Below are 23,039 nucleotides of genomic sequence, written 5' to 3'. Positions count from 1 at the left end.
GGGGTCGGCGTACCGAGGCCGCAGGGCGCAGGGCGCCGCGGGTGCAGGGCCCCGCGCTCACTCCGAGCGCGACTCCCACCAGGCCTTGAGCTCGGCCTCGGCGCGCTCGGGGCCCAGCGGGCCGTGCTCCATGCGCAGCTCGAGCAGGTGCTTGTAGGCCTGGCCGACCTCCCGGCCGGGTGCGATGCCCAGGATCTCCATGATCTGCGTGCCGTCGAGGTCGGGACGGATCGCGTCGACCTCCTCCTGCTCGCGCAGCTCGGCGATGCGGTGCTCGAGGTCGTCGTACGCGAAGGACAGGCGATCGGCCTTGCGCTTGTTGCGCGTGGTGACGTCCGCGCGCGTCAGACGATGCAGGCGCTCGAGCCCCGCGCCCGCGTCCACCACGTAGCGGCGCACCGCGGAGTCCGACCAGCGCGCGTCGGCGTACCCGTGGAAGCGCAGATGCAGGAACACGAGGTGCTCGACCGCCTTGATCGTGTCCTTGTCGAAACGCAGCGCCTTGAGCCGGCGGGCCGCCATCTTCGCGCCCACCACCTCGTGGTGGTGGAAGGAGACGCCGCCGCCGGGCTCGAGGCGCTTGGTCGGGGGCTTGCCGATGTCGTGCAGCAGCGAGGCGAGGCGCAGCACCAGGTCGGGCCCGGGCACCGGACCGTCGGCGGAGGTCTCCAGCGCGATCGCCTGCTCGACCACCGTGAGCGTGTGCTCGTAGACATCCTTGTGATGGTGGTGCTCGTCGACCTCGAGCTTGAGCGCGGGCAGCTCCGGCAGCACGTGCGCGGCGAGCCCCGAGTCGACGAGCGCCGCAAGGCCCTCCCGCACCGACGTGCCGAGCAGGAGCTTCACCAGCTCGTCGCGCACGCGCTCGGCCGAGACGATCTCGATGCGCGACGCCATCGACGCCATCGCGGCGAAGGTCGCGGGCTCGATCTCGAAGCCGAGCTGCGACGCGAAGCGCGCCGCACGCATCATGCGCAGCGGATCGTCGCCGAAGGACACCGCGGGATCGATGGGGGTGCGCAGCAGCCCGCCCGCGAGGTCCGAGAGCCCGTCGAACGGGTCGACGAATTCCATCGACGGCAGGCGCACCGCCATCGCGTTGACAGTGAAGTCGCGGCGCGCCAAGTCCCCGGACAGGGACGAGCCGAACGCGACCACAGGCTTGCGCGTCTCGCCGTCGTACTCGTCGGCCCGGTAGGTGGTGATCTCCACCACCAGATCGCCGCGCCGCCCACCGATGGTGCCGAACTCGCGCCCCATGTCCCACGTCGCCTTGGTCCACCCGCGCAGGAGCCGCTCGATCTCGTCGGGTCTGGCCGACGAGGCGAAGTCGAGGTCCGCGCTCGAGCGCCCGAGGAACGCGTCCCGCACGGGACCTCCGACCAACGCGAGCTCGTGGCCCGCCTCCGCGAACGCGTCCGCCAGGCGACCGATCTCGGGCGGGAGCGCGGCCCACAGTCCGGCGGCGCGACGGCGCAGGACATCGAGCGTGGGCAGGTCGGAGGAGGCGGTGGTCACCGCACCAGTGTCCCAGACGCAAGCCGTCCCGCCCCGGCCCCGGGGCACGCCGCCCCCGGTCATGCCTACCGGCGCGCCTCCTGCCTGTCGTTAGAGTTGGGCCATGCCCACGTCCCCCGTCCCGCGCCCCGGCCCCGTGCCGATGCCTCCGCAGGGCGCCGGGGTCCGGCCTCGTCGCGAGGGCGTCGCGCATCGTGCCCCCCACCTCCCGGTGAGCAACGAGACCTCCGCCGGCGGCATCGCGGTGCGCGTCGAGGACGGCGTGGCCTACGCGGCGTGCATCGGCCGCCGCAACCGCGCAGGCCGCCTCGAGTGGTGCCTGCCGAAGGGTCACATCGAGGAGGGCGAGACGCCCGAGATCGCGGCCGTCCGCGAGGTGGCGGAGGAGACCGGCATCGACGCCGAGATCATCCAGCCGCTGGGCATTATCGACTACTGGTTCACCGGGGACGACCGTCGCGTCCACAAGGTGGTCCACCACTACCTGCTCGAGGCCAAGGGCGGCATCATCACCACCGAGAACGACCCCGACCACGAGGCCGAGGTCGCCCGGTGGATCGCGGTCGCCGACCTCACCCGGGAGCTCGCGTACCCCAACGAGCGCAAGATGGCGCAGGCCGCGGCACGCCTGCTCGCGATCGGGCCGTGACCGCAGGGACGATGCGGGACGCCGGCGCCCGCTCGCGGCTCCACCGCGCGCTCGGCGCGGCGGCGGCGCTGGGCACGGTCGCGCTGACCACGCCCGCGCACGCCGCTCCCCTGGCCGACCCCGTCGACCTCGGCCTCGAGGCCTCCATCGTCTCGGCGCCCACCCCGTACGTCGAGCCGGGCGATCCCCTGAGCGCGATGGTGACCGTGTCCAACACGACCGGCGCGCCGGTCGACGATGCGACGGTCGCCATGCGCGTCACGCGCGACCCGCTCGAGGACCGGGAGGCGCTGGCGGAGTTCCTCGGCGGCGGCGAGGCCGCGCTGGTGACGGTCGGGACCGCACCGCTCGGGGTGACCACCACCACAGCCCCGGCGAGCGGCTCGGACGGCACCGAGGAGGTGACCCGGCTGGGCGACGGCGTCTCGACCACCGTGTCCGTCACCGCGCGGGAGGGACGGCTCCCGTTCGCCGAGGACTCGTGGGCGGCGCATGGCGTCACGCTCGAGCTTCGCGTGGGCGACCAGGTCACCACGCTGCTCACGGGCGCCGTGACGTGGGCCGATGCCGACGTCCCCGAGCTCACGCTGTCCACGCTCGCCACCGCCTCGGGCCTCAGCGCCCGGGTGCGCGCCGTCGCGACCGCCTCGAGCATCGACGGCGTCACCCTGGCGATCGACGGCACCGCGCTCTCGGCTCTCGGCACCAGCACGTTCGACCTCTCCGACCGGGACGTGATGCGCCTGCCGGCGCAGGACCCGGACCTCGTCTCCCTCGCCCACGCCGAGAACACCTCGCTGCTCGACTACTCGCTGGCCCGCTCCGAGCAGGCCGCGACCGGCGGGTTCACCGACCTGCCGTGGCTCGGCATCGTCGGCGAGGCGGACCGCCCCACTCTGCGGCTGGCCGCGGACGCCGGCGCGACGGCGCTGCTCGTCACGGACGGCCTGGACGCGGCGACGTCGGGGGTCACCGCCGCGACGCTGCCGTCACGGGGCGACGGCGCCCGCCTCACGCTCCTCACCCCCGACGCGACGCTCTCGGGCTACGCCGTCGCCGACGGCGAGGTCGATCCCGGCGCGGTGGGGGCCGCGGTCGCGGCGGGGGCGCTCACGGCAGCCGAGACCGACGCTCCCGTGCTTGTGTGGACCGGCGACGACTGGACCCCGTCCGCCTCCGACGCGACGGACGCGCTGGCCGGGCTGCTCGAGAGCCCGTTCGTGAGCACCGTCGGCGTCGCCGAGCTGGTCGAGGCCGACGAGGGCCGCACCACCCGCGCGCCCGCGCTCGTGGGCGAGGACGACGACCTCGGCCAAACGGCCATCACGGGCCTGACGACGCGCCTCGCGGACCTCATGGACCTCAGCGTCGTGGCGGACGACCCGGACGACGTGCTCGATCCCGGCGGCGCCGCGGTCCTGTCGCCCCTCACGCGCTCGCTGCGCGGCGACGAGGTCGCGCGGGAGCTGCGCCTCGCCGACTCCGCCACCAGCATCGACGCCACGCTCGGCGCGCTGCACGTCGCCGCCGGCTCCGACATCAACTTCATCGCCGACAAGGGCGCGCTCCCCGTCACCGTGGTGAACGACCTCGACGTCGACGCCACGGTGGTGGTCGACATGACCTCGTTCTCGGCGAACCTGCAGATCAGGGACTCCCCGACCGTCACCGTCCCGGCCCGCTCGAGCATCACGGTGCCCGTCGAGGTCTCCGCCGTCTCGACCGCGAACGTCCAAGCGCGCACGGTGCTGCGCAACACCGACGGCGCGAGCATCGCGGCGCCGGTGAGCATGTCGGTGCGCGTGCGCGCCGACTGGGGCACGGCCGTCACCGCGGTGTTCACCGTCGGGCTCATCGTCATGCTGGTGCTCGGCGTGATCCGCACGGTGCGCCGCGGTCGCAAGGACACCCGCACCGCGCGCACCGACGGCGGCGGGAAGGGCTGACGTGACCGAGGACGAGGCGACCGCCGGCGGGCCCGAGGCCCCGGCGGCGCCGCGCCGCTCGGTGGGGCGCAACACGCTGGTGATGGCCTCGGGCACCTTCGTGTCGCGCGGGCTGGGCTTCATCCGCAACGCGATGCTCGTGGGCGCGATCGGCGCGACCGGGATCGCCGCCAACGCCTACGACGTCGCGAACAAGATCCCGAACACGCTCTACGCCATCGTCGCGGCCGGCGTGCTCAACGCCGTGCTCGTGCCGCAGATCGTGCGCGCGTTCCGCCGCCCTGACGGCAAGCGCACCGTCGACCGCATCGTCACCCTCGGGATCGCCGGCTCGCTCGGGATCACGGTGCTCTTCACGCTCGCCGCGCCCGTCTTCGTCAACGTGTACACGCAGGGCTGGGACGCGCCGCAGCGCGAGCTCGCGATCGCCTTCGCATTCTGGTGCATCCCGCAGCTGCTCTTCTACAGCGTCTACACGATCCTGGGCCAGGTGCTCAACGCGCGCGAGCAGTACGGCCCCTACATGTGGGCGCCCGTGCTCAACAACATCGTCTCGATCGTGGGGCTCGCGGCCTTCCTTGCGATGTACGGCGGGTACGACCGCCACAGCGCCGCGTTCGACGACCCGGGCTGGTGGGGCGCGAACGCGATCTGGCTCATCGCGGGCACGGCCACGCTCGGCATCGCGGCCCAGGCGCTGATCCTGGTGTGGCCGCTCCTGCGCGGCGGCTATCGCTGGCGCCCGGTGTGGACGGGCCCCCAGGGCGAGCTTTCCGGCGTCACCACGGTCGCCGGGTGGGCGCTCGGCGCGGTGCTGCTCGACCAGGCGGGCGTCATCGTCGTGACGCGCATCGCGAGCGAGGCGGGCGCGATCGGGTCCGAGCTCGGCGACCCGTCGATCGCGGGCAACGCCGCCTACTTCAACGCCATGATGCTCTACCTGCTCCCGCACTCACTCATCATCGTGTCGCTGCTCACGGCGCTCGCCACCACGATGTCGCGTCACGCCGCCGCGCAGGACATGGCCGCGCTGCGCGCCACCGTGCAGCGCGGCATGCGCATCGTCACGGTGTTCGGCCTGTGGTCCACGGCCGTGCTGGTCGCGCTCGCCCCGGCGATCGTGCGCCTCGCCCTGCCCACGGTGGAGGCCGATGTGGTGCGCTCCGTCGCGTACGTGCTGATGGCCCTCGCGGTCGGAGGTGTGCCCCTCGCGCTACTGGGCGTGTTCAAGAACGTCTTCTTCGCGCTCGAGGACGGCCGGGCGGTCTTCCTCATCCAGATCCCCGTGACCATCGCGTGGGCGGTGGGCATGCTCGCCTTCCAGCGCGTGCTCGATCCCTACTGGTGGACCGCGGGGGTCGCGCTCGCGCTGTCCCTGTCGAACGTCGTCGGGGTGGTGCTGCGCGCACGGGGCGTCCGGCGCCGCATCGGCAGCCTCGGCCTCGCGGCCTACACGGCGGTGGCCTCGCGAGCGCTGCTGGCGGCCGCGCTCGCCGGGGTGGCCGGATGGTCCCTGCTGCGCTTCATCCCCGAGCCGGATCCCGCCGATCGGCTTCACAGCCTGATGATCGCGTGCGGCGCCCTCGCGGTGCTCGTGCCCCTCATGGGGGTGCTCTACTGGGCGCTGCTGCGCGTGCTGCGCGTGCCCGAGGCGAGCGAGCTCGCGGAGCCCCTGCTGCGACGTCTGCGGCGCACCGTACGATAGGCACCGGACGGATCACGGGGGTACGGCACAGGTGGAATCGGGCACGATCGTGGGTGCGCGGTTCACCCTGCTCGAGCGGGTCGAGCACGACATCCCGGGGGTCGAGCGGTACCTCGGGCACGATGCCCGGCTGGGGCGTCGGACGGTCGTGGACCTCGTCGCGGGCGACGCCGCGGACGCCATCCGCCAGGAGGCGACGCGGGCCTCGCGGCTGCGCGATCCTCGCCTCGCGCGCATCGTCGCCGCCGGCCAGGAGGACGCGCCCGACGGTCCCGTCACGTACGTCGCCTTCGAGCACGTGCCCGGGCCCGTCCTGGACCAGGTGCTCGCGACCCATCGCATCGAGCCGCGCCGCGCGCTGGCGGTCGCCGCGGGTGCCGCGCGAGCGCTCGCCGTCGCGCGCTCCAACGGCATGTCGCACGGCTACGTGCGGCCCGCATGCGTCACCGTCTCCCCGCGCGGCCGCGTGGTGGTCGGAGGGCTGGGCGTCGACGGGCAGGCGGCGCAGGCCGCGGGGCTGGTGGGCTCGGCAGGCGAGTCCGAGGATGCGCGCGCGATCACCGCGCTGCTCGTCCGAGCGCTCACCGGCCTCGAGCCGTCCGAGGCGACGGCCGACGACCTTCCGGAGGACCTCCCCGGCCAGGCCCGCGCGCTCGTGCTGAGCCTGCTCCAGGGTCCCGGACCGGCCACGCTGTCCGAGGTGGTGGCGGCGCTCGTGTCCGCCGACTCGCGCTCGCTCGCCGACTTCGCGGCCACCGTGGATGCCCTGCCGCTGACGCCGCGCCTGGAGCGCGAGGCCGAGGAGAGGGCGCTGCGGGAGGCGGAGGAGGCCGCGCGGCGCGAGGCCGAGGCCCGCGAGGCGGCACGCGCGCTCGTCGCCGCCGAGACCCTCGCGAACGCGCAGCGCTCGGCGGACGAGGCGATCGCGGCCGAGATGTCGACGCCGGGGCTCCGGGAGTCCGTGCTCGCGCTCTCCGTGCCGGCGACCGACATCGGCATGGACGATGCGGCCCCGGAGGGCCACGAGCCGTCCGCGCCCGACACCGATGCGATCGCGACCGTGGGACGCCCCGCGGATCGCCACGAGGCCGCGTTCGACACGCTCGAGATCATGGTCGCCGACCAGAACCGCGTGAGGGAGCCCGGCACCTGGGAGCTGGTGCTCGAGTCCCTCAACCGCCGCTTTCCCGGGTCCGAGCTGATCGCCACCAGCCTGCGGCGCGCGCGCGATCGCGCGGTGCACGGCGGTCCACTCAACGGCTCGCGGGTGGTCATCACCATCGCTATCGTCGGCATGGTCTTCGCCGTGATGCTCGCGCTGGGCTGGCTCGACTCGCCGCTGGACCCTGCCATCGTGATCGAGGAGGACCCCTCGTCGATCCCGAACCCCGCGGTCACCGCGACGCTCGAGCCCTCTCCCGACCCATCCGGGTGATCTCCCGCGGCGAACGCCGCCCGTGCGGGGAACATCGTCCCCGTACCATCTGTTGACAGAACGCCGCCCGGCCGTGACCGCCGGGCATCCCCATCGAACGAGGAAACATCGTGAGCGACAACCGCACCCTGATCATCGTCGGTTCTGGTCCTGCCGGGTATACGGCGGCTATCTATGCGGCGCGTGCGGGTTTTGCGCCGTTGGTGGTGGCGGGGTCGATCACGGCGGGTGGGGCGTTGATGAACACCACGGAGGTGGAGAATTTCCCGGGGTTCGTCGAGGGGGTGCAGGGTCCTGAGCTGATGGAGACGTTGCAGGCGCAGGCGGAGCGTTTCGGTGCCGAGGTGCTGTTCGATGATGCGGTGTCGCTGGATCTTGAGGGTCCGGTCAAGACGGTGGTGACGGGCATGTCGGGCACGTTCACGGCGTCGGCGGTGATCCTCGCGACCGGGTCGGCGTACCGGGAGCTGGGGCTGGACGATGAGAAGCGGCTGTCGGGCAAGGGTGTGTCGTGGTGTGCCACGTGCGACGGGTTCTTCTTCCGTGACCAGGCGGTGGTGGTCGTCGGTGGTGGCGACTCCGCGGTGGAGGAGGCGACGTTCCTGACTCGGTTCGCGTCGAAGGTGTATCTGGTGCACCGCCGTGACGAGCTGCGGGCGTCGAAGATCATGGCCGACCGTGCCCATGCGGATCCGAAGATCGAGTTCGTGTGGGACTCCGAGGTGGTCGGGCTGGACGGTGAGGACAAGCTCGCCGGGGTGCGGGTGCGCAACCGGGTCACCGGTGAGGAGTCGACGCTGGCCGCGACCGGGCTGTTCGTTGCGATCGGTCATGAGCCGCGCTCGGAGCTGGTCACGGGTGTGGTCGACACCGACGCCGAGGGCTACGTCCAGGTCATCGGCCGCACCACCGCGACCAACGTCTCCGGTGTGTTCGCGTGCGGCGACCTGGTCGACAACCGTTACCGCCAGGCCATCACCGCCGCCGGCTCGGGCTGCGCCGCCGCCCTCGACGCCCAACACTTCCTCGACTCGCTCGCCGACGTCGCACCGGCGGCCGTCGAGCCCGCGGACGCGGTGGCGGCGCCGGCCCAGCTTCCTGCGGTGCCGGTCAACGCGACCGTCGACTCCTTCCCGGCGGAGGTCCTCCAGAGCTCGGTCCCCGTGGTGGTCGACTTCTGGGCGACGTGGTGCGGCCCGTGCCGCGCGGTGGCGCCCCTGCTCGACGAGCTCGCCGAGGAGTACGCCGGCCGGCTCAAGGTGGTCAAGGTCGACACGGACGCGAACCCCGAGCTCGCCATGGCCTACGGGGTGACGTCCATCCCGACGATGAGCTTCTTCAAGGACGGCCAGGTGGTGCGGTCCGTCGTGGGCGCACGTCCCAAGCCCGCGCTGGTGCAGCTCTTCGACGAGGTCATCGCCGCTCCCGTCGGCTCCTGAACGTCGGCGTCCGGGGTCCAGGCCGTTGCAGGCTGGACCCCGGGCGCCGTGCCAGACTTGCGCCATGAGCGACGGCACTCCCACCCCTCGCGAGGGCACCCGCCTCGATCCCTGGTACGGGTCGTATGCGCAGCGCGCGCACCAGATGCGCGCCTCGGAGATCCGCGCGCTCTTCGCCGTCGCGAGCCGTCCCGAGGTGGTCTCGCTCGCGGGCGGGATGCCCTTCATCGGAGGCCTGCCGCTCGAGGAGCTCGGCGAGATGAGCCGACGGCTCATCGTGGAGCAGGGCGAGGTCGCCCTCCAGTACGGGTCCGGGCAGGGCGATCCCGTGCTGCGCGAGAAGATCCTCGACGTCATGGCGCTCGAGGGAATCTCGGCTCACCCGGACGATGTGGTGGTGACCACGGGCTCGCAGCAGGCGCTCGACCTGGTCACCAAGATCTTCATCGACCCGGGCGACGTCATCGTGGCCGAGGCGCCGTCCTACGTCGGGGCGCTCGGGGTCTTCCGTGCGCACGAGGCCGAGGTGGTGCACGTCCCCATGGACGCCCACGGCCTCATCCCGGAGGCGCTGGAGCAGACGCTCACACGCCTCGCGGCGGCGGGCAAGCGGGTCAAGTTCCTCTACACGGTGCCCAACTTCCACAACCCGGGCGGCGTGACGCTGTCGCTCGAGCGGCGTCCCCAGGTGCTGGACATCTGCCAGCGGCACGGTGTGCTGGTGCTGGAGGACAACCCCTACGGGCTGCTCGGCTTCGACCAGGAGCCGCTGCCCGCGATGCGTTCGATGAGCCCCGAAGGGGTCATCTACCTGGGGTCTTTCTCCAAGACCTTCGCTCCCGGCTACCGGGTGGGATGGGCCGTGGCGCCTCACGCGGTGCGCGAGAAGCTGGTGCTCGCGTCCGAGGCCGCGATCCTCTCGCCGTCGAACGCGTCGCAGATGGCGATCGCGACCTACCTCGAGCACTTCGACTGGCAGGGCCAGATCAAGAAGTTCCGCGAGCAGTACCGCGAACGGCGCGACGCGATGATCTCCGCCCTGAGCGAGCACATCCCCGAGGCCTCCTGGAACGTGCCCGAAGGCGGCTTCTACGTGTGGGTGAAGCTCCCCGACGGCCTCGATGCGAAGTCGATGCTTCCCCGTGCCATCACGGCGCGCGTCGCGTACGTGTCCGGCAGCGCGTTCTACATCGACGGCTCCGGTACCGATCACCTGCGCCTGTCCTACTGCTTCCCCACCCCTGATCGCATCCGCGAAGGGGTGCGGCGGCTCGCGACCGTGGTCGACGCGGAGCTCGAGACCGTACGGATCTTCGGCACCGCGGGCGGCGCCGCCGGCGACACCGTCGACTTCCCCGCACCCGACCTCTTCTGAGCACGAAGGGACCCCCATGCATGCACTGATCCTCGCCGGAGGGCTCTCCCACGAACGCGACGTCTCGATCCGCTCGGGCCGGCGCGTGCAGGAGGCGCTGAGGGGCGCCGTCGACAAGGTCAGCCTGGTCGATGTGGACACCGAGCTGATCCCGACGCTCCGTCACGGCGACATCGACGTCGTCTGGCCCCTGGTTCACGGTGCCACCGGCGAGGATGGTTCGCTTCAGGCGCTGTTGGAGCTGGTCGGGGTCCCCTTCGTCGGCACGGCATCGCACTCGGCACGCGTCGCCTGGAACAAGGCCGTCTCGAAGGCGGTGATGGCGAGGTCCGGCATCGCGACGCCCGAGCACGTCACCCTGCCTCAATCCTTGTTCCGTGAGGTGGGTGCGGAGCAGGTGCTCGATGCCGTTGTCGCCAAGTTCGGGCTTCCCGTGGTGGTGAAGCCGGTGCGCGGAGGTTCGGCGCTCGGCGTGTCGATCGTCCGCGAACGCGAGGATCTCGCGCGTGCCATGGTCCACTGCTTCGCGTACGGCGACACCGCGCTGGTCGAGCGCTTCGTGGCCGGCACGGAGGTCGCGATGAGCGTGCTCGGGACCGGCGACACGGCCCGTGTCCTTCCTGCCGTGGAGACCGTCACCGATGGCGCGTACGACTACGACGCGCGCTACAACCCGGGTCGCGTCGAGTACTTCTGCCCCGGCCGGCTCACGGACGCGCAGGCCGAGGCGGCGGCGTCGACGGCGCTCGCCGTGCACCGATCGATGGACCTGCGGGACCTCTCGCGGATCGACCTCATCTTCGACGAGTCGGGCGTCCCGCAGGTGATCGACATCAACATCGCCCCTGGTATGACCGAGACGTCGCTCTTCCCGCAAGCGGCGGAGGCTGCGGGCCTCGACCTCGGAGCGGTGTACCGCGAGGTCATCGAGACGGCCGTCTCGCGCGACTGAACCCGCCGTGCCGACGAAGCACGAGGCCCGGATCATCGCGATCCGGGCCTTGTGCTGATGCGGCCTACTGCGCGGCGAGCACCCCGGGATCCTGAGGATCGATCATCGCGACGATCCTGTTGAGGTCGTCGACCGTGGCGAAGTCGATCGTGATCGAGCCCTTGGCGCGTCCGAGTTTGATCTTCACGCGCGTGTCGAAGCGGTCGCCTAGCCGCCCTCCGAGCTCGTCGAGCGCCTCGGTCCTACCCCCGGCACGCGTGGTGCCGCGGCGCTGGCGCGGAGCCTCGACCCCCAGCGCAACTGCCTCCTCGGTCGCGCGCACGGACAGGCCCTCCGCGACGATGCGGGTAGCCAGGTGCTCCATCGCCTCGGCGGAGTCGAGCCCCAGCAGGGCACGGGCATGGCCCGCGCTCAGCACACCCGCCGCGACGCGGCGCTGCACCGTCGCCGGGAGCTTGAGGAGACGCAGCGTGTTGGAGATCTGCGGGCGCGATCGTGCGATCCGCGCCGCGAGCTCCTCATGGGTGATCCCGAAGTCCTCGAGGAGCTGCTGGTAGGCGGCCGCCTCCTCGAGCGGGTTCAGCTGGCTGCGATGCAGGTTCTCGACCAGCGCATCGCGGAGCATGTCGGTGTCGTCCGTGGAACGGATGATCGCCGGGATCTCGCTGAGGCCGGCCTCCTTGGTCGCGCGAAGGCGCCGCTCACCCATGATGAGCTCGTAGCCCTCCCCCGTGGGGTGGGGACGCACGACGATCGGCTGCAGGACGCCGATCTCCTTGATCGAGGCGACCAGCTCGGCGAGCGCGTCCTCGTCGAAGACCGAGCGCGGCTGCCGCGGATTCGGCACCACGCTCGCCGGCTCGATGTGTGCGAAGGCGGCGCCGGGCACCGGGACCAGCTCCCCGTCCTCCGACACCTCGGTGATCGTCGGGATCGCCGCCGTCGAGGTATCGGAGAAGAAGACATCGCGCGGGCGGTCCCTCGCGGGTGCGGCGATGCTGTCCTCCTCGGGCTCGGTGGGGATCAGGGCGCCCAGGCCCCGTCCGAGGCCACGCTTCGCCTTGCTCACTTGCTCTCCGATCCCGCGGCTCCGCGCACCGCGATATCCCTGGCGATCGTCATGTAGGCGACCGCACCCGAGGAATGGGGGTCATGCGTGATGACAGTCTGGCCGAATCCCGGGGCCTCCGAAACCCTCACCGAGCGCGGCACCGTCTGCTCGAGCGTCTGCGTCGGGAAGTGCGAACGGACCTCGTTGGCGACCTCGCGCGCGAGATTGGTGCGACCGTCGTACATCGTGAGGACGATGGTCGACACGTGGATGCCCCGATTGAGGTGCTTCCGCACCATCTCCACCGTCTTCATGAGCTGCGTGAGGCCCTCGAGAGCGTAGTACTCGCATTGGATGGGGATCATCACCTCGGTCGCCACGACCATCGCGTTGAGCGTGAGCAGGCCCAGGCTCGGCGGGCAGTCGATGAAGACGTAGTCGAGGTCCTTGCCAGGGCCGGCGAGCAGCTCCTTCAGCGCATCGTGCAGGCGGAACTCGCGCCGGACCACCGAGACGAGCTCGATGTCGGCACCCGCGAGATCGATGGTCGCGGGGATGCACCAGAGCGTGTCGATGTCCGGACACCGCTGAGCGACCTTCGCCATCGGGGTGTCGTCGAGCAGCACCTCATAGATGGAGGGCGTCCCCGACCGATGCTCGACGCCGAGCGCGGTCGATGCGTTGCCCTGCGGGTCGGCATCCACCACGAGCACGTTCGCGCCACGCTTCGCCAACGCCGCGGCCACGTTCACCGAGGTGGTGGTCTTCCCCACCCCACCCTTCTGGTTGGACACCGCGATGATGCGGGTGCCCGGCGGCTTGGGGAAGTCTGCCGTCTCCAGCTCGCGGCGCCGACGCTCCGTCGCCATCATCTCCGCCGCGAGAGGGCTGTCGGCGTCGTCGGCGAGACCGTCGAAGGGATCTCGTGTTTCACGTGAAACAGCGGTGGCGGCGCCACGCGGCTCGCCTGAAGCGATCGGTGCGTGCATGTTGTCGCTGGACACCCAGTTCCCTTCTGCATACGGCGGTACGGACAGACGTGACGTCATTCGTTTCACGTGAAACACAAGCCCCATTCGAGAAGCCGGGGCATCTCAGTCATGAACGAGAACGCCTGCCGGAATCCCCGACTTTACCCCAGCACGATGCGTGCATGACAAGCCCTCCACGGTCGACATCATCATGCGCGAGGGCACCGACATCGCCGCCGAGCGCCTGTGGAAAAGACGGTCATGGGACCCCGATTCCCGAACGAATCGCTGTGCATAGCGTTGTGGAGACGACGTGTGGAGATCACACCCTCTCCAGCACCACCACCGTCGTCTCCTCGACCCCGGGCACCGTGCCGGCGCGGTGCACCTCGCCCGTGAACCGCTGCTTGCGAAGCGTGTACTTGCCACGCTCGAGCTCGTCGGCCGCGCTCCTTCCCTTGAGAAGCACCATGCGTCCCTGGGATGTGAGCAACGGCGAGCACCACTTGACCAGCTTGTCGATCGCAGCCACGGCACGCGCAGTGACGACCTCGACCTCGACGGACTCGGCCACCTCCTCGGCACGGCCGCGCACGATCCTCGCGTTGTCGATGCCGCACTCCCGAGCCGCCTCGAACAGCCACTGCGTGCGGCGCTCCATCGGCTCGATCAGCACGTAGTCGCGCTCGGGGTCCATGGCCGCCAGGACCATGCCCGGCAGCCCGGCGCCCGAACCGACATCCGCCACGCGGCCCTCCCCCAGGAACGGCATGAGCGCCGCCGAGTTGAGGATGTGCCGTTCCCACAGGCGCGTCACCTCGCGCGGACCGATGAGTCCGCGCTCGACGCCCTCCCGTGCGAGCAGCTCCGCGAACGCCAGCACCCGCGGGTACACATCACCGAAGTACTCGCGCACCGCGTCGCTCTGGTGCAGGGGATCCTCGCCGAGGCTCGCGTTTGTCATCGCTGTTTCACGTGAAACGTCAGGCCGGAAGCACGACGACGTAGCGCTGCGGGTCCTCACCCTCCGACTCCGAGGACAGGCCGGCCTCGAGTACCACGTCGTGCACCACCTTGCGCTCGAACGCGTTCATCGCCGGAAGCGCGACCCGGCTTCCCGACTCGCGCACCTGCGCGACCGCCTCTCGCGCCTGCTCGGCAAGACGCTCGCGGCGTCCCGCACGGAAGTCCGCGATGTCGAGCATGAGGCGGCTCACCTCGCCCGTCTCCGACTGGACGGCCAGGCGCGTGAGGTCCTGGAGCGCCTCGAGAACCTCGCCGTCAGGGCCGACCAGTCGCTTGAGGTCCTGGCTCGGGCCATCCGCGACGATCGCGACCTTGGCACGCCCGGCCTCGACCGAGATGTCGATGTCGCCATCCATGTCGAGGATGTCCAGCAGCTCCTCGAGGAAGTCGGCCGCGACGTCGCCCTCGGCGTCGAGCTTCTTGATGTTGTCGGTCATGAGAGGTCCTTGTCGTCGTTCACAGGAAGCTGCTGAGACTTGCCGCCGCCACGGCTCTTGCGCTTGGGCTGCTGGCGCTGGCCGGATCGCTTCTGGGCGCTCTCCTCCTCGGGAGCCGCCTCGATCACGGCCGCCTGCGGGTCCTCGCCTCGCTTCGCCGCACGCTTCGCGGCCTTTGCGGCCAGCCGCTCCTTGTGGAGCCTGTCGGCCTCGGATCCCGGCGTCGGGTTGTTGCGGATCACGTACCACTGCTGCCCGAACGTCCACACGTTGGTGGTGGTCCAGTAGATCAGCACACCGATCGGGAAGTTCGGGCCGGAGATCACGAAGATGAACGGCAGCGCGTACATGAGGATCTTCTGCTGCTGGGCCATCGGCCCCTCGAGCGCCGACGCCGGCAGGTTCTTGCGCGTGAGCTGGTGCTGGGTGAGGAACGTGGTGGCCACCATCGCGACGATCAGCACCACCGACAGGATCTTGGCGGCCGCCCCGGGGCTGTTGAAGAACGAGTCGGACAGCGAGGCGCCGAACAGCTCGGCGTGCTGGGCCTGGGCCGCGACCTCGTTGGTCAGCATGCCGATTCCCTCGGTGCTGCCGCTGCCGCTCGCATTGCCCTCGAGGCGGTAGTTGAGCACACGGAACAGCGCGAAGAAGATCGGCGCCTGGATGAGCATCGGCAGGCACGAGGCGAAGGGGTTCGTCTTGTGCTTGGAGTAGAGCTCCATCGTCTCGCGGCTCATGGCCTCGCGGGACGCCTGGTCCTTCTTGCCCTTGTACTTGTCCTGGATCTTCTTGAGATCGGGCGCGATCACCTGCATCGCACGCGAGGCGTTGATCTGCTTGACGAAGAGCGGGATCAGCGCGGCACGGATGGTGATCACGAGGCCGACGATCGACAGGGCCCAGGTGATGCCGGCCGCCGGATCGAGCCCGATCGCGGACCACACCCAGTGCCAGATCACCATGACGTTGGCGACGACCCATTCGAGCGGGTAGAGGATGGTGTCAAGCATGGAGGCGCTAGTCCTTCGGTCAGACGGCTGAGGTCGGTTCGGTCAGCATCGCGGCATTATTGCGCGTGAGGCGGAAGAGTCGCTCCCCCTTCGCCGGCACGTCGTCGACGCCACCGTTGCTCCAGGGGTTGCAGCGCAGCAGTCGCCACGCCGCGAGGCTCGAGCCCACGGCCGCGCCATGGACCTGGATGGCCTCGAGCGCGAAGTGCGAGCAGGACGGGTGGAACTTGCAGCGCGGCCCGGTGAGCGGCGACACCGTCAGCTGGTAGCCACGGATGGCGCCACCGAGTGCACGTGCCGCGATGCTCATCGGCCCGCCTTCGACATCGCGTGCCGAAGCGCGCCGTCGACATCGGCCTCGAGGGTCGCGAACGATGCGGCCGCGGCCGGCGGGAGCGCCCGCACCACCACCGAGCTGCCGGCGGGAAGCGCGGCGAGGCGCGGCGACATGATCGCGCGAAGGCGTCGCTTGACGCGATTGCGCACCACCGCACCTCCTACGGCCTTAGAAACAGCGAAACCGGCCATGCGCGAAGCATCGCCGGTGAGCGCCAGATGCACCACGACGGTGCGCCGGCCGCTGCGAGTCCCCGATCGCATCGCGGAGCGGAACTCCGCGGACGATCGCAGACGCGCGTCGGCCGGCAGCAACCTCAGGCCGAGAGCTTGCCGCGGCCCTTGCGGCGGCGCGACGCCATGATCGAGCGTCCGGCACGCGTACGCATGCGCAGACGGAAGCCGTGCGTCTTGGCACGCTTGCGGTTGTTCGGCTGGAAAGTCCGCTTGCTCACGGGTAACTCCAAGTTTCAGGGCATGGTCAAATCAGCGCACTCACGTTACGCGTATCCACCACGACGGTCAAATCGCGGCGCGCCCTTGGGTGGCGCCACCCGAACAGGATAGGCTCCACCATCACGGCCACGCACCAGCTGAGCGACACGCGGCGACGCGGTAACGAGCAGGTGACGGGCCATGCACCGACTGTGAGCAACTCTGTGGAAACAACTTGGGGGTGACGCCAGTGGCGGCAGAGCCTGCCCCGGAATCGATCGACGCAGTGTGGCGCGGTGCGCTCGACTTCCTGACGGAAGACGGGTCGCTGAGCGCACAGAACCGATCCTTCCTTCGGCTCGTGAAGCCACTGGCGGTGGTCGAGGACAACGTGTTCCTCGCGGTCGCCGAGGACTTCACCAAGAACTATGTCGAGACCACCCTGCGCGGGCCGGTCACCGAGGCGCTGAGCGAGGTGCTCGGCCGGGACGTGCGGATCGCGGTGACGGTCGACGCATCGGTGACGCCGCCCGCGTCGACCGACGGCGACGCCGTCGCGGACGATGCGCCGCGGCCCGCCGTGCGGAGGCCCGAGCCGGCACCGGCCCCGGTGGTCGAGGACCCGCACCTCAACCCGCGGTACACGTTCGACACCTTCGTCATCGGGCCGTCGAACCGCTTCGCGCACGCGGCCGCCCTCGCGGTGGCCGAATCGCCTGGTAAGACCTACAACCCGCTGTTCATCTACGGCGGTTCCGGGCTGGGGAAGACGCACCTGCTGCACGCGATCGGCCACTACACCCGGCACCTCAAGCCCCAGACCCGGGTGAGGTACGTGAACTCGGAGGAGTTCACCAACGACTTCATCAACTCGATCCGTGACGACCGCTCGCTGAGCTTCAAGCGCACGTACCGCGAGGTCGACGTCCTCCTCATCGACGACATCCAGTTCCTGCAGGGCAAGGAGCAGACCCTCGAGGAGTTCTTCCACACGTTCAACGCGCTGCACAACGCGGGCAAGCATGTGGTCATCACCTCGGACGTGAGCCCGCGCTACCTCGACGGCATCGAGGAGCGCATGCGCACGCGCTTCGAGTGGGGGCTGATGACCGACGTCCAGCCGCCGGACCTCGAGACGCGCGTCGCGATCCTGAGGAAGAAGGCCGCGGCCGATGCTGTCCAGGCGCCCTCGGACGTCCTCGAGTACATCGCGTCCAACATCACGAGCAACATCCGTGAGCTCGAGGGCGCGCTCATCCGCGTCACGGCCTTCGCCGCGCTCAACCGGCAGCCCGTCGACCTGTCGCTCGCGCAGGTGGTCCTCAAGGACCTCATCTCCGACGACGACTCGGAGATCACGGCCGCGTCGATCATCGGCAAGACCGCTGAGTACTTCGGCATCTCCCTCGAGGAGCTCACCGGCACCAGCCGCTCCCGGGTCTTCGTGACGGCACGGCAGATCGCCATGTACCTGTGCCGCCAGCTCACGGACCTCTCGCTGCCCAAGATCGGCGAGCACTTCGGAGGCAAGGACCACACCACCGTCATGTACGCGGTCAAGAAGGTCGAGGACCAGATCGCGCAGCGGCGCCAGATGTACAACCAGGTCAACGAGATCCACGCCCGCATCAAGCAGTCGCGCGCCTAGCGTCGAGCCCGCCCGACTCGATCGTTCCTGACGAACGATTCGGGCGCCTCGGCGCGCCCTCACGCCTCCACGGCCCGACAAGGGCCCGAATCCTTCTCCAGGAGCCCTCGTGGCGGCGCTTCGCATCGACGGCCGCGACGCCGCCGAGACGAGGCGCGGACGCCTCCTCGCTGCTCTGGCGCTCTCGGCGGCTCCTGACGCACGATTCCGGGGCCTCGGGCGCCGAAGGGCGCCCGTCGGCGCCACGACCGGCCGAATCGTTCGTCAGCAGCCGTCCTGCGGGATGCTGACCATCCGCCCGCGCCGGACCGCGGGCGGGCTCGCATGCGCCGCACCGCCCGCGCGGCGACGATCGTGCCCACCGCGAGGATCGAGGCCGACGCCACCGCCTCATCGTCTCCGTGGCTCCTGACGCACGATTCCGGGCCCTCGGGCGCCGCGCGCGGTCCCGGTGCGCCGGGACGCCCCGATTCCTTCGCCAGAACGCGATATGACGCGACCTGTCGCGTGACGCCAGACCGGAGCATCGTCCCACCACGCCGACGCCCCGGAGCTCGCCTCGCTCCTGGCGCGTCCTGACGAGCGAATCGACGCCTCATAGAGCCCCGACACGCCCAGGTGTGCCGAAGGTGCCTGAATCGTTCGTCAGGACCGATCCTCACGAGGGCTGCGAGCCGAGGGCCTCGGAGGACCTCCGTCAGAGCCGCCCGGATTGCGTCACCGAGGGCCTCTACGTGGTGGGATCGACCTCGCGCAGCGGCTCGTGAGCGGGCCGTGCGGGCCCCTGGAGCACCTCCCGGCCGATTTCCCTCACAAATGTGGAAAACTCTGTGGACGCCCGTGGATGACGTGCTGGATCCCCAGGGGACGACCTGTGAAGAATCACAAGAATCCTGAGGCGCCCACGCGGTCCATCCCAGGGCCGTCCCCAGCCGACCGTCGATCCGCCCTCAGGAATCTCACATGCCGATTCTTGTGATTTCCAGCGATGATGACGGCCTTCCACAGAATCCACGGCGCCTAATACGACTATGAGACCACTTTCTTGTGATTGTCCACATGGCCTTCATCTGGGCCGGCGCCCCGAAGCGTCGCCGTCGTCGTCGTCGCCTCCCGGCATCGTCGGACCCGTGGCATAGTCTGTGTTCGGAATCAGAGGAGCAAGCATGAAGTTCACCGTCGAGCGCGACGTTCTGGCAGACGCCGTCGCATGGACGTCGCGTGCCGTGCCGGCACGCCCGCCGGTCCCCGTCCTTGCGGGCGTCCGCATCACCGCGGACACCGAGGGTCTCGTGCGCCTGGCGAGCTTCGACTACGAGGTATCCGCGCGCGGCGAGTTCCCCGCAGACGTCGAGGACGCCGGCGAGGTGCTCGTCAGCGGTCGACTGCTCCGAGAGATCGCGAACGCTCTCCCGCACAAGCCCGTGCAGCTCTCGCTCGAGGGCACCAAGGTCACCGTGACCTGCGGCGCCTCGCGCTTCACGCTCGCGACGATGCCCGTCGACCAGTACCCGTCGCTGCCCGAGCTGCCCGAGACCTCCGGCACCATCGACGGGTCGACCCTCCAGCAGGCCGTCGCGCAGGTCACCTCGGCGGCGTCCCGCGACGAGACCCTTCCCATCCTCACGGGTGTGCGCGTCGAGATCGAGGGCTCCCACATCTCGCTCCTCGCGACCGACCGCTACCGCCTCGCGCTCCGCGAGCTCGAGTGGACCCCGTCCCAGACCGACATCAGCGCGGTCGCGCTCGTGCGGGCGAAGACCTTGTCCGACACCGCGAAGTCCCTGGGAGCCGGAGAGGTCACCGTCGCGCTGAGCTCGGGTCAGGGCATGGACCTCATCGGCTTCGAGGCCGGCGGCCTGGTCACCACCTCGCTCCTCATGGACGGCGACTACCCCCAGGTGCGTCGCCTCTTCCCGGAGTCGAGCCCCATCACGGCGACCGTCCGCACGCAGGACCTCATCGACGCGACCCGTCGTGTCGCGCTCGTCGCCGAGCGCAACTCGTCGGTGCGGCTCGCCTTCGCGGAGGGCGAGGTCACGCTCGATGCGGGCCAGAGCGACGATGCGCAGGCGTCCGAGGCGCTGACGGCTCACCTTCACGGCGAGCCCATCACCGTCGCGTTCAACCCCCAGTACCTGCTCGACGGGCTCTCGGCGCTCGGCAGCGACTTCGTGCAGCTCGGCTTCACGCAGGAGACCAAGCCTGTCGAGTTCGTCGGGCTCTCGGAGCCCGGCGGCGAGGTCTCCACGGACTTCCGCTACCTCCTGGTGCCCATCCGCATCGCCTCCTAGTGCGCGTCACCCACGTTCAGCTCGCCGACTTCCGCTCGTACCCGGACGCCGACGTCGAGCTGGGCCCGGGCGTCACCACGTTCGTCGGGCGCAACGGGCAGGGCAAGACCAACCTGGTCGAGGCGGTCCGCTACCTGTCGGTGCTCGGCTCGCATCGCGTCGCGTCGGACGCCCCGCTCATCCGGTTCGGCGCCGAGCGGGCGGTGGTGAGGGCCAAGGTGGAGAAGGCGGGCAGGACCCTCGGGCTCGAGGTCACGCTCACGCAGGGCCGTGCGAACACGGCGCGCCTCAATCGAGGCGCGGCGCGTCCGCGCGACCTGCTCGGCATCCTGAGGACCGTGCTGTTCGCGCCGGAGGATCTGGCGCTGGTCAAGGGCGATCCCTCGGGGCGGCGCGCGTTCCTCGACGAGCTCTGCGTCGCGCTGCAGCCCGCCCTCGCCGGCGATCTCGCCGACTACGACCGCGTGCTCCGGCAGCGCACCACGATGCTGAAGACCTCGAGGAACGCGCGTGGCGATCTCACGATGCTCGACATCTGGGACGAGAAGCTCGCCGAGCTCGGCGGCCGCATCGTCGCGGCTCGCCTACGTGCGGTGACCGCGCTCGCGCCTCACGTCCAGGCCGCCTACGAGGATGTCGCTCCCGATGGTGGTGAGTGCGGGATCTCCTATGCATCGTCCCTGGCAGAGTCGCTTCCAGGGGAAGCGAGCGCGCTCGCTGACCTGCTCCTGGCACGGCTGGGCGAGCTGCGTCCCAAGGAGCTCGAGCGCGGGGTGACGCTCGCGGGTCCCCAGCGTGACGACCTCGAGATCAGGCTCGCCGGCATGCCCGCGAAGGGGTACGCGAGCCATGGCGAGTCGTGGTCCTGCGCGCTGGCGCTGCGCATCGGCACCTACGACCTGCTCACGTCCGAGGCCGGGCCGGACTCGGACGAGGACGGGGAGCCGGTGCTCATCCTCGACGATGTCTTCGCCGAGCTCGACGCGGGCCGGCGCGCCGCCCTGGCGGCACGGCTCGAGCGCGCGAGCCAGGTGCTCATCACCGCTGCCGTCGCCGAGGATGTGCCGTCGTCGCTCGCGGGCAGGGTCATCCCCGTGACCAAGGGGAGGGTCGGCGATGAGTGACGAGGGCATCGTCCCCGATCCCGCTGCCGACTCCCCCGGCGAGCCGCTGGTGCCCACCGACGCGGCACGGATGGCGCGGGAGGCGCTCGAGCGTGCGCGTCAGGCGGCTCGCCAGCGCGGTGCGAAGCGCACCAGCCCCGGCCGCGCACGCAAGCAGCGCACCGAGGCACGGCGCTCCACCGAGCCGTACACCAACGGCCGGGACCCTCTGCCGATGGGCGACGCCGTCGCGTCGCTGCTGCGCCGCATGGGCTGGACCGAGCAGATCGAGGTCTCCTCGGTGACCGGGCGATGGCGTGAGGTCATCGGCGATCGCATCGCCGATCACTGCGAGCCGCTCGGGTTCGACGAGGGCGTGCTCACCGTCAAGGCCAGCTCGACCGCGTGGGCGACGCAGCTCCAGATCATGTCGGGCCAGATCCGCCACCGCATCAACGAGGAGTTCGGCCGCGAGATCGTCACGGAGCTCAAGGTGCTCGGCCCCACCGCGCCACGCTCGTGGACCAAAGGCCCTCGTACGGTGAAGGGTCGAGGGCCGCGCGACACCTACGGGTGATCGAGGCGCCGTCCCTCATGTGACGATCCCCACATTGGGATCGGTCACGATAGCCGCGAAACGGACGTATCGTGGTTGAGGCACTTGGTGCCATGCAAGCACGAGGCGTCCCCGCGCCGTGCGGCCCCGACGAGGGCCGTCATCTGCGACTCCTGCCTGTGGATCACGAAACCGACAGGGTCGCGCCGCTGCGCGCCCCAGCAGGAGCACAGCATGACCGAGCAGCACACCGACCAGGCGCCTCCGATGGAGCAGCAGCCCGAGACCCGCAAGAACTGGTTCGCCCGCCACAAGATCCTCACCGGCGTCGGCGGCGTCCTCCTCGTCGTGGGAGCGAGCAACGCGGTCGCCGGCGGCGACGACGAGGCCGGGACCCAGGACGATGCGGCGGCGATCGAGCAGCCCGCCGAGCAGCCCGACGCCGCGGCAGCCGACGAGACGTCCGATGCGACTGCGGGCGACGCGGACCCCGTCGAGGATGTCGACGCCGCGGCCGACGCGGTCGAGGAGGAGCCCGAGCCCGCGCGACCCGAGGCGCCGAACAAGGAGTCCGAGCAGGCGCTCGAGGCGGCGGAGCAGTACCTCGAGTTCTCCTCGTTCTCGAAGGCGGGCCTGCTCGAGCAGCTCACCTCGGAGTACGGCAGCCAGTTCACCGAGAAGGCCGCGACCTGGGCGATCGACAACGTCGAGGTCAACTGGAAGGCCGAGGCGGTCGAGCAGGCCCAGTCCTACGTCGACACCTTGCCCTTCTCGAAGGCGGGCCTCATGGACCAGATGACGTCGGAGTACGGCAGCCAGTTCACCAAGGCGCAGGCGGAGCACGCCGTCGAGCGCATCGAGGTCGACTGGAAGGCGGAGGCGGTCGAGGCGGCCGAGTCGTACCTCGAGACCATGGCCTTCAGCCGCGCCGGGCTCATCGATCAGATGACGTCGGAGTACGGCAGCCAGTTCACCCAGGCGCAGGCGGAGCACGCCGCAGATCAACTGGGTCTCTGACCCGGTTCCCTCCAGGTCTCCGTCCCTGGAGGGCGCGCGTCGCCGCCGCGAGGCGGCGACGCGTCGAGGGGGCCGGGCGATGACGCCCGGTGCCGGTGCGCATCGTCGCATCGGCGGCCGCGGGGAGCGGACG

The 23,039-nt window shown here is 70.5% G+C and carries 21 protein-coding genes; 12 read left to right on the top strand and 9 right to left on the bottom strand.

The window, feature by feature from the left end; all coding sequences use genetic code 11:
* Window positions 1-57: 57 nt before the first annotated feature.
* Window positions 58-1,518: a CCA tRNA nucleotidyltransferase gene (locus AOM09_RS00580; RefSeq protein ID WP_062382761.1), complete on the bottom strand. Its 1,461-nt coding sequence runs from the start codon at window positions 1,516-1,518 to the stop codon at window positions 58-60.
* A 103-nt stretch (window positions 1,519-1,621) separates the two neighbouring features.
* On the opposite strand from AOM09_RS00580, the gene AOM09_RS00575 reads away from it, so the two are divergent.
* The 7 genes from AOM09_RS00575 to AOM09_RS00545 all read left to right on the top strand — a co-directional run bounded on the left by AOM09_RS00575 (window position 1,622) and on the right by AOM09_RS00545 (window position 11,019).
* Window positions 1,622-2,167, top strand: a complete 546-nt coding sequence (locus AOM09_RS00575; protein WP_082098693.1) for an NUDIX hydrolase — start codon at window positions 1,622-1,624, stop codon at window positions 2,165-2,167.
* Window positions 2,164-4,113 (top strand): DUF6049 family protein, encoded by a 1,950-nt coding sequence (locus AOM09_RS00570; RefSeq protein WP_156162162.1) that lies wholly within the window; start codon window positions 2,164-2,166, stop codon window positions 4,111-4,113. Before AOM09_RS00575 ends, AOM09_RS00570 begins: the two co-directional genes overlap by 4 nt.
* Window position 4,114: 1 nt before the next feature.
* Window positions 4,115-5,818: a murein biosynthesis integral membrane protein MurJ gene (murJ, locus tag AOM09_RS00565; protein WP_062382754.1), complete on the top strand. Its 1,704-nt coding sequence runs from the start codon at window positions 4,115-4,117 to the stop codon at window positions 5,816-5,818.
* A 31-nt stretch (window positions 5,819-5,849) separates the two neighbouring features.
* Entirely contained in the window at window positions 5,850-7,253 is a 1,404-nt protein-coding gene (locus AOM09_RS00560; RefSeq protein ID WP_062382750.1) for a protein kinase family protein, read from the top strand.
* A gap of 110 nt (window positions 7,254-7,363) precedes the next feature.
* Window positions 7,364-8,692, top strand: coding sequence for a thioredoxin-disulfide reductase (gene trxB / locus AOM09_RS00555; RefSeq protein ID WP_062382746.1), 1,329 nt, complete (start codon window positions 7,364-7,366; stop codon window positions 8,690-8,692).
* A gap of 64 nt (window positions 8,693-8,756) precedes the next feature.
* Window positions 8,757-10,067, top strand: a complete 1,311-nt coding sequence (locus AOM09_RS00550; RefSeq protein ID WP_062382743.1) for an aminotransferase-like domain-containing protein — start codon at window positions 8,757-8,759, stop codon at window positions 10,065-10,067.
* 16 nt (window positions 10,068-10,083) lie between these two features.
* On the top strand, window positions 10,084-11,019 hold the full coding sequence (locus tag AOM09_RS00545; protein ID WP_062382739.1) for a D-alanine--D-alanine ligase family protein: 936 nt from the start codon (window positions 10,084-10,086) through the stop codon (window positions 11,017-11,019).
* 64 nt (window positions 11,020-11,083) lie between these two features.
* Here AOM09_RS00545 and AOM09_RS00540 read toward each other — a convergent pair whose 3' ends face one another.
* From AOM09_RS00540 to rpmH, 8 genes are all read right to left on the bottom strand, one after another.
* Window positions 11,084-12,088 (bottom strand): ParB/RepB/Spo0J family partition protein, encoded by a 1,005-nt coding sequence (locus AOM09_RS00540; RefSeq protein WP_062382736.1) that lies wholly within the window; start codon window positions 12,086-12,088, stop codon window positions 11,084-11,086.
* Complete coding sequence (locus tag AOM09_RS00535; RefSeq protein WP_439644946.1) at window positions 12,085-13,074, bottom strand: ParA family protein; 990 nt, start codon at window positions 13,072-13,074, stop codon at window positions 12,085-12,087. The genes AOM09_RS00540 and AOM09_RS00535 overlap by 4 nt, the downstream gene beginning before the upstream one ends.
* A gap of 289 nt (window positions 13,075-13,363) precedes the next feature.
* Window positions 13,364-14,005: a 16S rRNA (guanine(527)-N(7))-methyltransferase RsmG gene (gene rsmG / locus AOM09_RS00530; protein WP_062382733.1), complete on the bottom strand. Its 642-nt coding sequence runs from the start codon at window positions 14,003-14,005 to the stop codon at window positions 13,364-13,366.
* A 19-nt stretch (window positions 14,006-14,024) separates the two neighbouring features.
* Complete coding sequence (locus AOM09_RS00525) at window positions 14,025-14,504, bottom strand: Jag family protein (protein WP_062382731.1); 480 nt, start codon at window positions 14,502-14,504, stop codon at window positions 14,025-14,027.
* Window positions 14,501-15,517 carry a membrane protein insertase YidC gene (yidC, locus tag AOM09_RS00520; RefSeq protein WP_062382728.1) on the bottom strand — a complete coding sequence of 339 codons (1,017 nt, stop codon included), beginning with the start codon at window positions 15,515-15,517 and terminating at the stop codon, window positions 14,501-14,503. Before yidC ends, AOM09_RS00525 begins: the two co-directional genes overlap by 4 nt.
* Window positions 15,518-15,536: 19 nt before the next feature.
* On the bottom strand, window positions 15,537-15,827 hold the full coding sequence (gene yidD / locus AOM09_RS00515; protein ID WP_082098691.1) for a membrane protein insertion efficiency factor YidD: 291 nt from the start codon (window positions 15,825-15,827) through the stop codon (window positions 15,537-15,539).
* A complete protein-coding gene (rnpA, locus tag AOM09_RS00510; RefSeq protein WP_062382724.1) occupies window positions 15,824-16,168 on the bottom strand; it encodes a ribonuclease P protein component in 345 nt (114 codons plus the stop codon). Before rnpA ends, yidD begins: the two co-directional genes overlap by 4 nt.
* Window positions 16,169-16,170: 2 nt before the next feature.
* Window positions 16,171-16,308, bottom strand: a complete 138-nt coding sequence (rpmH, locus tag AOM09_RS00505) for a 50S ribosomal protein L34 (RefSeq protein WP_062382720.1) — start codon at window positions 16,306-16,308, stop codon at window positions 16,171-16,173.
* Window positions 16,309-16,565: 257 nt separating this feature from the next.
* Between rpmH and dnaA the strand changes: the two genes are divergently transcribed.
* From dnaA to AOM09_RS00480, 5 genes are all read left to right on the top strand, one after another.
* Window positions 16,566-17,936 carry a chromosomal replication initiator protein DnaA gene (gene dnaA / locus AOM09_RS00500; protein WP_082098780.1) on the top strand — a complete coding sequence of 457 codons (1,371 nt, stop codon included), beginning with the start codon at window positions 16,566-16,568 and terminating at the stop codon, window positions 17,934-17,936.
* 1,166 nt (window positions 17,937-19,102) lie between these two features.
* On the top strand, window positions 19,103-20,230 hold the full coding sequence (gene dnaN, locus AOM09_RS00495; protein WP_062382713.1) for a DNA polymerase III subunit beta: 1,128 nt from the start codon (window positions 19,103-19,105) through the stop codon (window positions 20,228-20,230).
* Window positions 20,230-21,354 carry a DNA replication/repair protein RecF gene (gene recF, locus AOM09_RS00490; RefSeq protein WP_062382710.1) on the top strand — a complete coding sequence of 375 codons (1,125 nt, stop codon included), beginning with the start codon at window positions 20,230-20,232 and terminating at the stop codon, window positions 21,352-21,354. The genes dnaN and recF overlap by 1 nt, the downstream gene beginning before the upstream one ends.
* Window positions 21,347-21,910, top strand: a complete 564-nt coding sequence (locus AOM09_RS00485) for a DciA family protein (RefSeq protein ID WP_062382707.1) — start codon at window positions 21,347-21,349, stop codon at window positions 21,908-21,910. The genes recF and AOM09_RS00485 overlap by 8 nt, the downstream gene beginning before the upstream one ends.
* 213 nt (window positions 21,911-22,123) lie before the next feature.
* Window positions 22,124-22,906, top strand: coding sequence for an Ltp family lipoprotein (locus AOM09_RS00480; RefSeq protein ID WP_062382704.1), 783 nt, complete (start codon window positions 22,124-22,126; stop codon window positions 22,904-22,906).
* Window positions 22,907-23,039 lie beyond the last annotated feature (133 nt).

The organism is Demequina iriomotensis (assembly GCF_000971395.1).
In the GTDB taxonomy this organism is placed as follows: domain Bacteria; phylum Actinomycetota; class Actinomycetes; order Actinomycetales; family Demequinaceae; genus Demequina; species Demequina iriomotensis.
Note: the sequence above shows the minus strand (reverse complement) of the source record. Positions and strands in the feature narration are given on the sequence as shown.

Excerpts from the sequence above, each read along its gene's own strand:
- AOM09_RS00545 (WP_062382739.1), top strand. The coding sequence starts at position 10,084 with ATGCATGCACTGATCCTCGCCGGAGGGCTCTCCCACGAACGCGACGTC.
- yidD (WP_082098691.1), bottom strand. The coding sequence starts at position 15,827 with ATGAGCATCGCGGCACGTGCACTCGGTGGCGCCATCCGTGGCTACCAG.
- AOM09_RS00485 (WP_062382707.1), top strand. The coding sequence starts at position 21,347 with ATGAGTGACGAGGGCATCGTCCCCGATCCCGCTGCCGACTCCCCCGGC.
- rsmG (WP_062382733.1), bottom strand. The coding sequence starts at position 14,005 with ATGACAAACGCGAGCCTCGGCGAGGATCCCCTGCACCAGAGCGACGCG.
- AOM09_RS00575 (WP_082098693.1), top strand. The coding sequence starts at position 1,622 with ATGCCCACGTCCCCCGTCCCGCGCCCCGGCCCCGTGCCGATGCCTCCG.
- AOM09_RS00480 (WP_062382704.1), top strand. The coding sequence starts at position 22,124 with ATGACCGAGCAGCACACCGACCAGGCGCCTCCGATGGAGCAGCAGCCC.
- yidC (WP_062382728.1), bottom strand. The coding sequence starts at position 15,517 with ATGCTTGACACCATCCTCTACCCGCTCGAATGGGTCGTCGCCAACGTC.
- AOM09_RS00550 (WP_062382743.1), top strand. The coding sequence starts at position 8,757 with ATGAGCGACGGCACTCCCACCCCTCGCGAGGGCACCCGCCTCGATCCC.
- AOM09_RS00525 (WP_062382731.1), bottom strand. The coding sequence starts at position 14,504 with ATGACCGACAACATCAAGAAGCTCGACGCCGAGGGCGACGTCGCGGCC.
- dnaN (WP_062382713.1), top strand. The coding sequence starts at position 19,103 with ATGAAGTTCACCGTCGAGCGCGACGTTCTGGCAGACGCCGTCGCATGG.